Genomic DNA, 8,300 nt, shown 5'->3' on the forward strand with positions numbered 1-8,300 from the left:
TGGATTTGTGGATGTTCGAATCAGTGCTCGAGCTTGTCGCTTCTTCGGCGGACCACTGCGCGGCGTTCGGCTTTGCCGCCTCGTCTTCCAGTAAAGCTGTTAGGTTTTAGTTAGGTTTTAATCAGGCAAAAAATTCACCGAAATTTGAGAATAGCATATTTTTAGCACGATCGTTCGTAAAGCTTTTCTTCTTTTTTCAAACATCTTCCTATAGTGCATCTCACCAGGATCGCAACACAAAATTGTCTTTGCGACAAGTTGCACGCTGTAAGTTTCTGTAAGTTTGAAGCAAGCATCCCGTAAGGTTCGAGTCGCACACTCCAGATGTGCAATATGGGCAAGAAGTTTTGCACATGAATATTAATTATTTGAGGAGATAGGCATGGCGACAGTACAAACGACTGCACGCGGCATGACGTCAGAGGAGCGGAAAGTCATTTTCGCATCTTCGCTGGGAACGGTATTCGAGTGGTACGACTTTTATCTATACGGCTCACTGGCCGCGATTATCGCGAAACAGTTCTTTGCCGGTACCGACCCGAACACCGCGTTCATTTTCGCGCTGCTGGCATTCGCGGCAGGTTTTATTGTTCGTCCTTTCGGCGCCCTAGTCTTTGGTCGACTCGGCGATATGATCGGCCGTAAATACACCTTCCTGGTGACGATCCTGATCATGGGCGTTTCGACCTTCATCGTCGGCTTGTTGCCCAACTATGCTTCGATCGGCATTGCAGCGCCGATCATCCTTATTACTCTGCGGATTCTGCAGGGGCTCGCACTTGGCGGTGAATATGGCGGCGCGGCAACCTATGTCGCCGAACATGCTCCGCACGGCAAGCGCGGCGCCTTCACCGCATGGATCCAGACTACTGCGACACTGGGCCTGTTCCTGTCACTGATGGTGATTCTCGGCACCCGTACCGCAATCGGCGAAGCAGCCTTTGCTGATTGGGGCTGGCGTATCCCGTTCCTGGTCTCGGTGTTCCTGCTGGCAATTTCGGTCTGGATCCGCCTGTCCATGAATGAATCCCCGGCGTTCGCCAAGATGAAAGCCGAAGGCAAGACTTCCAAGGCACCATTGACCGAATCCTTCGCTGAGTGGAAAAACCTGAAGATCGTGATCCTGGCACTGATCGGTTTGACCGCCGGTCAAGCAGTGGTCTGGTACACCGGTCAGTTCTACGCACTGTTCTTCCTGACGCAGACACTGAAGGTGGATGGTGCAACGGCTAACCTGCTGATCGCTGCATCGCTCGTGATCGGTACACCGTTCTTCATCATTTTCGGTAGCCTGTCCGACAAGATCGGCCGCAAGCCAATCATCCTCGGTGGCTGCTTGCTTGCTGCGGTGACATACTTCCCGATTTTCAGCGCATTGACGCACTACGCTAACCCGGCGCTGGAAAACGCGATCAAGAACTCCCCGGTTGTCGTGACGGCCGATCCGTCAAAGTGCCAGTTCCTGTTTAACCCAACCGGCACCAAGAAGTTCACCTCTTCCTGCGACATCGCACGTACCTTGCTGGCTAACGCTTCCGTAAGCTACAACACGGTTGAAGCGCCTGCAGGCACCATTGCATCAATCAAGATCGGTGAAAAGACCATCCAGGGTTACGATGCAACCGGCCTCTCGAAAGAAGAAGCCGCTGCAAAAGACGCTGCGTTCAAGAAGGAAGTCGGTGACGCCATCAAGGCCGCAGGTTATCCAAGCAAGGCTGATCCGGCCCAGATGAACAAGGGCATGGTCCTGCTGCTGCTGGTGGTCCTGGTGCTCTATGTCACCATGGTCTACGGTCCGATTGCGGCGATGCTGGTCGAAATGTTCCCGACACGCATTCGCTACACATCCATGTCCCTGCCTTACCATATCGGCAACGGCTGGTTCGGCGGTCTGTTGCCGACCACAGCGTTCGCGCTGGTGGCCTACAAGGGCGACATCTACTTCGGTCTCTGGTATCCGATCATCATCGCTCTGATTACTTTCGTGGTCGGTATGCTGTTCGTCAAGGAAACCAAGGACAAGGATATCTACGCTGCAGATTAAGCATGGAATCGTGACGGGCGGTCTACCCCGCCCGGCTCGGAAAGCCGCCTGGACTTCAGGCGGCTTTTTTATTTCTTCATCTTGCGCGTCGCCTGCCAAAAAGCTGCATTTCTGGTATCGTCCGCGAACCAACTCCAACACCAAGCCGCACCCACTTTTAGAGTTCCATTTTTCATTCACGTCATGAAAACACCTGTTCGCCTCGGCACACCACTCTCTCCCTCCGCTGTCAAAGTCATGCTGCTAGGCTCCGGCGAACTGGGAAAGGAAGTCATCATCGCGTTACAGCGCCTCGGCGTCGAAGTCATCGCCGTGGACCGTTATCCGAATGCCCCGGGCCACCAGGTAGCACATCGCGCCCATGTCATCGATATGACGGACGGCGCCGCACTGACTGCCCTGATTGAAAAGGAGCAGCCTGATCTGGTCGTGCCCGAAATCGAAGCGATTGCGACGCCGGCCTTGGTGGAACTCGAACGCAAGGGTGTTGCGACCGTCATTCCGACCGCTCGTGCCGCATGGCTGACCATGAATCGCGAAGGAATACGCCGGCTTGCCGCGGAAGAACTTGGGCTTGCGACCTCACCCTACCGGTTTGCCGACAGCCTGGACGAACTGAAAGCGGCTTGCGAGGCAGTTGGCTTTCCCTGTGTCGTCAAGCCAGTGATGTCCTCATCGGGAAAAGGTCAGTCGCGCGTTGACAACGCCGCAGAGGTGGAGAAGGCCTGGAACTATGCGGCCGCAGGCGGTCGCGTCGACGCAGGCCGGGTAATTGTGGAAGGCTTTATCGATTTTGACTACGAAATCACGCAACTCACGGTGCGCGCATTGAACGCACAGGGCGACGTGACGACGCATTTCTGCGAACCGATCGGACATGTGCAGGAAAAAGGCGACTACGTCGAATCCTGGCAGCCGCATCCGATGCCTGCTGCGGCACTGCAAAAATCAAGGGAAATCGCCAGAAAGGTGACCGATGATCTCGGCGGACTCGGCGTCTTCGGCGTGGAGTTGTTTGTAAAAGGCGACATGGTGTGGTTCTCGGAAGTCAGCCCCCGCCCACACGACACCGGTATGGTGACCATGGCAAGCCAGCGTCAGAATGAATTTGAACTGCATGCGAAAGCCATCCTGGGCTTGCCCGTGGACGTTTCCCTACTGGCACCCGGGGCCTCTGCCGTCATCTACGGCAAGCATGAAGCAAAAGCACTGGCGTTCGAAGGTGTCGCGGATGCACTGGCCACGCCTGGCGTCGATATTCGATTATTCGGGAAACCGGAATCCTTTGCGCGTCGGCGAATGGGTGTTGCGCTGGCAACGGCAAAGGATGTGGAGACGGCGCGTGTGCTGGCAAAAGAAGCTGCTGCCAAGGTAAGGCCGGTAGTCATTAAGTAGGGCGACTGTGTAGGATTTAATGCGTTTACGGCGCTGGGTGCGAACCCGCCTTATCGAGCAATATCTCGCTTAATCGATGCAACAGCATGTCAAGCAAATCGATTACCTGCTCCTGGCGCTGCAAATAATATTGCGCTGCCGTGTCAGGTGCATCTTCTATCCGTATCGTCAGAAGGTCCTCGCGAGGCAGTCTGAAAACCGACTCGTCGGTCACATCGTCACCAACATAAATAACAGACGGTGCCGAGATCGTGTGTCGCAGCATCTCCAGTGCATCACCTTTACAAGGCGCTCCGCCAGGGAGCACGTTGAATACGCATTTTCCATCGACAATCTCAGCATCGGGCAACTGCTGACGTATAAGCCGACGTAGCCGTGCTTCCGTACGGGACAAGTCCTGCGCCATACGATAATGGATCGACAGTGAAAACGTCTTGTCCTCGATCCACGCTGCTGAAGCAAGGTCTTGCGCCTGCAGTGCGGCTTGCAAACGTTTCAACCAGTCCTGACAAGTCAGGCGATAAAGTTCCTCTTGTGTTTCCTGGCCCGGCATCCCTTCGATACCATGATTACCGATCACATACTCCGGAAAGAAATCGAGCCGAAGACTGACATCCTCCACCGAGCGGCCGGTAATGACCGCTACAGGCGTAAACTCGGTCAATGCCGCCAGGCGGCGTAAAATCGGGGCAGGGATGCGTGCATCGGACGGATCGGCAACGATCGGAGCAAGCGTGCCGTCGAAGTCGAATGCACACAGCATGCCGGGTCGCACAAGCTCCAGCAGATCCTGAACTCCTTGATCAAAGAAGGGATTTGCCATGATCAGACCACGCGACGCAGAACCGGGCGATGATGCGTATCGATTCTCTGCATGACACGCTCACGTTTGCGCAGGCGCGCTGCATCTAAAAGCATATGTCCAGCCCAACGATAAACATTGAAGTCTTTCACAAGCGCCCGCATGCTGCGCATCCTCTCCTTTTGCTCGGCTTCCGGCATTGTCAGGGCCCGATATAAGGCCTCCGCGCTTTGCTCAATGTGGTAAGGATTGACAATCAGTGCTTCGTGCAGTTCACGCGCGGCGCCGGTGAACTGACTCAGCAGGAGAACCCCAAGTTCGTCGTAGCGTGAAGCAATAAACTCCTTCGCGACCAGGTTCATGCCATCGTGCAGGCTGGTGACCATGCAGACATCCGCCGCCCGGTAATACCGGTTGAGCTGATACTGATCATGATGTTCCGCCTTCAACAGGATGGGAACATAATTTCCTTGCGAGAAGCGCTGATTGATACGTAGCACCAGCGCCCTGACACGTGCCTCGAAGTTCTGGTATTCCTCCAGTGAGGACCTCGACGGTGCAGCGATCTGCACGAAGGTAAACTTGCCCACCATGCCCGGATTCAGTTCAAGCATACGCTCTACGGCCTGAAATCGCTCAACAATACCTTTGGTGTAGTCCAGCCTGTCAACGCCAATACCCAGCAAGTGATCCGGCGGCAGTGCCAGCGACTTGCGGATATTGATCCTGCATTCGTTGCGACTCTCCGCGCTGACTTCGCCGGCACCGGGCCAGGCAATAGAAATCGGGTAATTTTCGACCTGCGTCAGCTTGCCGCCATGGGAAACGGTTGATGCCTCCGACTCGATACGGGTTTCCAGATAACGATCTACCGTTTCCAGGAAATTCTTGCGATGGAATGGCGTATGGAAGCCGAGAATAGTACTGCCCAGCATACCGGCAAGGATTTCCTCGCGCCACGGACAGATGCCGAAGGACTCGGGATTAGGCCACGGAATGTGCCAGAACGTGATAATGGTGGCGCGTGGCAGCACCTTGGAAATCATTTTCGGCAGCAAGGCAAAGTGATAGTCCTGCACCAGAATGACAGGATCGTCGGTACGGGCCTCTGCAATGACGGCATCCGCAAATCGCTGATTCACTTTGACGTACTGTTCCCAGTCGGACGAGCGGAAAACCGGGCGCACGTGGGCAATATGGCATAGCGGCCACAAGCCTTCATTCGCAAAACCGTAGTAGTAGCCCTGCTCTTCTTCTTTTGAGAGCCAGACCCGGCGCAGCGTATATTCCGGCTGTTCAGGCGGGACCGGCACGCGATCATGCTTGTCCACCACCTTTTGATCGGCGCTACCGCTGCCATGCGCGATCCAGGTGCCCGAGCAGGCACGCATGACTGCTTCAACGGCGGTCACCAGTCCGCTCGCGGGACGGCTTACTTCGACGCCGTTGGCGGTTTCATTGTGGATGTAGGGCTCGCGATTGGATACGACCAGGACCTCATCACCAGCGAGCTCGCCGCGCAATAACTCCCGGAGTCGCTCCGGCGTCCATGCTTGCTCGCCATCACGATGTCCCTGTCGCTCGCGGTGATATTCATGCAGCAGCGCACGCAGATCGCCTACCAACGGACTGACTTCCGGCGAAGGCCGCGCATGCGATGCTGGCAACAGTTCGCCGCGCAACAAGCCCCTGACACCATTTATCCACCCTCGCCAGCTCAGGTGCGCAACCGCGACGGTAATGAGCGAGATGACGATACCTAACAAGATGAAAAAGTAGATCACATACTTCTTTGTGTCCGCACTCCGATGCTCGATAAAGCTCATATCGTGCACCAGCACCAGCTTACCGAAGGCTTCGCCTTCGCGGCTCATCACACTTTGCGCAACATGAACCGGGCCTTGCGGCAGACGCACCAACGCCTTTTCGATGCCTTCCCTCGACGCTCCCGGCTCCTTGCATCCCAGTGAGGCCGGATAGGTTGACGTGGAATACAGAACACGGTCGTTCTTGTCGCAAAATGCCAGCGCATAAAGGCGCTCATCCTCGATGGCCTTGCTAAACAGGTGATTGATCTTGCCCTTTGCGCGTTGCGGCACGTAGTCGAGTAAAGGCTCTTCCAGTGTTGTGGCAAGCATCTTTGAACGAATGTCCAGATCGCGCACAAACCATCGCAATGTAAAGTTATCCAGAAGCGGCACGACGACATACGCACCGAGCGCCAGGACCATGGCGAGAGGGACGACAAAACGCATCGACAGGCGAGTCCACTGCATCTTCATTTTCGTCTCCTTTTTCAGGCGACCAGTTTTTCAGCCGCGTTGGAAATCTCTTCATTGGCAGGAGAAGGCGCGACATACAAGGTGCGTGTCGGATAGGCAAACGAGATTTTTCGATCACGCAGTGCCGCGAGCAGACCAAGGTTGATTTCCTGCTGTATGTCCATGTATTTGTTGTAGTCCGGATCAAGCACGTAATACACCACTTCAAACAACAGGGCACTGTCTCCGTATCCCTTGAAATGCGCGCGGTCAAAGCGGGTCTCAAGATAACTTGCCGACACGATATCCTTGACCGTTTGCGGCAGGCGTTCGATTTCGGTCATTGGCGTTTCATACGCGATGCCGAACTCAAACAGCACACGCCGTTCCTGCATGCGCTTGTAGTTGCGTATGCGGCATTTCAGCAATTCGGCATTGGAGAAGACGATCTGCTCACCGCCCAAGCTACGCAGACGGGTTGTCTTCATGCCCACGTATTCCACTGTGCCCATGTAGGAATCGACGATAATGAAGTCGCCAATGACAAACGGTTTGTCCAAAGCGATCGACACAGAGGAGAAAATATCGCCAAGGATATTTTGCACAGCCAGCGCAACCGCAATACCACCGATGCCAAGGCTGGCCATGATGGTCGTGATGTTGAATCCGAGATTATCCAGAACCACCAGCGCGGCGGTCGACCATAGAACGATGCGGCCAATGAGGCCGGCGATCATCAAGTGTGTCGCACTCGCCGGATCGCTCTGGCGCTGATAAATGAAGGAGCGCTGGACAGCGACCGCGATGATGCGGTTTCCCCACAGTGCGATCTGTGAGACAAGAATAATGATCCATGCGTAGTTCAGCCATTTTGCATGAAGAGCCGACAGCTCGGTCTGGCTAAAGCCGACGAGCAGTGCAATACCGATGAAGAATGGCAGCCTCGTACCGGTTGTGATTTGTTCAGCATATTCAAGAAATGAAGGCTTGGCAGTTTTTGCCCGCTGTCGAAGCTGGCGTGCGATGAACGCCTTGAGTAATAGCAGTGCGGCGAAAACCACCAAACCGGCGGTCACGGCGAGAGCCGCATCATAGGACACGAAGTCAAAGCTGGTCATGGCAACTCCTGAAAAAATCATGCTGGCATCACCATGGTGGTCGGCGATCTTCCTGGCATGAGTGCTCGCCAACTATTGTCCCTTCCTGCTATGGGAAGAGACTGGCGGGAAATGGTTAGTGCAAGATGCGTTAAGGACGTTAAGGCCTCGCTGCAACGGCGCTTTTCTCTCTGATTAATAGAAAGAACAAGCGATAGATGATTGCCGGATGGAAGCACAGACAGGACCGCAATTGCAGACCAGCGTGATTCTTCCTAACGCGGCGATCGTGCGTCCAGATGCTCACGACGACGCCTGTCAACAGGCGTGACATGAACACTATCGAACTCGTCGTACAGCAGCACTTCTCGTCTTGAACTGTTTGGATGCCTTGCACTATACCTGCACTTGCTTAGGCCCAACTTAAGAGTCTTAACCGATCCGGCACATTGTCTTGCCGACATTGCGTCAGCGTAGACGACCCGTCAAATAGAGTGCCTTTTGAAATGGCACCCGCAGGGTGCGCCGACAAAGACAGTACAGACCATACGATGAGAAGGCCCTATACCAACCCCAACCCCAACCCATAACGCGACAAGCGACATGTTGATTGATGGGATGGACTCCCTCCGTCTTTTTGCGCCAAAGTAGACGTACTGGTTCGCATGGGCATGGGGATCAACCAACAAAAGGAGTCCGTC

The 8,300-nt window shown here is 54.9% G+C and carries 5 protein-coding genes; 2 read left to right on the forward strand and 3 right to left on the reverse strand.

Translation table 11 applies throughout. The features are described 5' to 3' along the window. Window positions 1-382: 382 nt before the first annotated feature. Together ASE07_RS20365 and purT are read left to right on the forward strand one after the other, a co-directional pair. On the forward strand, window positions 383-2,044 hold the full coding sequence (locus ASE07_RS20365) for an MFS transporter (protein WP_057292656.1): 1,662 nt from the start codon (window positions 383-385) through the stop codon (window positions 2,042-2,044). Between the two features lie 183 nt (window positions 2,045-2,227). Beyond that, complete coding sequence (gene purT / locus ASE07_RS20370; RefSeq protein WP_057292657.1) at window positions 2,228-3,439, forward strand: formate-dependent phosphoribosylglycinamide formyltransferase; 1,212 nt, start codon at window positions 2,228-2,230, stop codon at window positions 3,437-3,439. 25 nt (window positions 3,440-3,464) lie between these two features. Here purT and otsB read toward each other — a convergent pair whose 3' ends face one another. From otsB to ASE07_RS20385, 3 genes are read right to left on the reverse strand one after another with little or no spacing between them, the layout of a single operon-like run. Then, the gene (otsB, locus tag ASE07_RS20375; protein ID WP_057292658.1) at window positions 3,465-4,262 is read right to left on the reverse strand and encodes a trehalose-phosphatase; all 798 of its coding nucleotides are present in this window, start codon (window positions 4,260-4,262) and stop codon (window positions 3,465-3,467) included. A gap of 2 nt (window positions 4,263-4,264) precedes the next feature. Further along, window positions 4,265-6,523, reverse strand: coding sequence for an alpha,alpha-trehalose-phosphate synthase (UDP-forming) (locus ASE07_RS20380; protein ID WP_057292659.1), 2,259 nt, complete (start codon window positions 6,521-6,523; stop codon window positions 4,265-4,267). Between the two features lie 14 nt (window positions 6,524-6,537). Beyond that, entirely contained in the window at window positions 6,538-7,620 is a 1,083-nt protein-coding gene (locus ASE07_RS20385) for a mechanosensitive ion channel family protein (RefSeq protein WP_057292660.1), read from the reverse strand. Window positions 7,621-8,300 lie beyond the last annotated feature (680 nt).

This window comes from Noviherbaspirillum sp. Root189 (assembly GCF_001428545.1).
Classification (GTDB): domain Bacteria; phylum Pseudomonadota; class Gammaproteobacteria; order Burkholderiales; family Burkholderiaceae_D; genus Noviherbaspirillum.

Excerpts from the sequence above, each read along its gene's own strand:
- ASE07_RS20365 (WP_057292656.1), top strand. The coding sequence starts at position 383 with ATGGCGACAGTACAAACGACTGCACGCGGCATGACGTCAGAGGAGCGG.
- purT (WP_057292657.1), top strand. The coding sequence starts at position 2,228 with ATGAAAACACCTGTTCGCCTCGGCACACCACTCTCTCCCTCCGCTGTC.
- otsB (WP_057292658.1), bottom strand. The coding sequence starts at position 4,262 with ATGGCAAATCCCTTCTTTGATCAAGGAGTTCAGGATCTGCTGGAGCTT.
- ASE07_RS20380 (WP_057292659.1), bottom strand. The coding sequence starts at position 6,523 with ATGAAGATGCAGTGGACTCGCCTGTCGATGCGTTTTGTCGTCCCTCTC.
- ASE07_RS20385 (WP_057292660.1), bottom strand. The coding sequence starts at position 7,620 with ATGACCAGCTTTGACTTCGTGTCCTATGATGCGGCTCTCGCCGTGACC.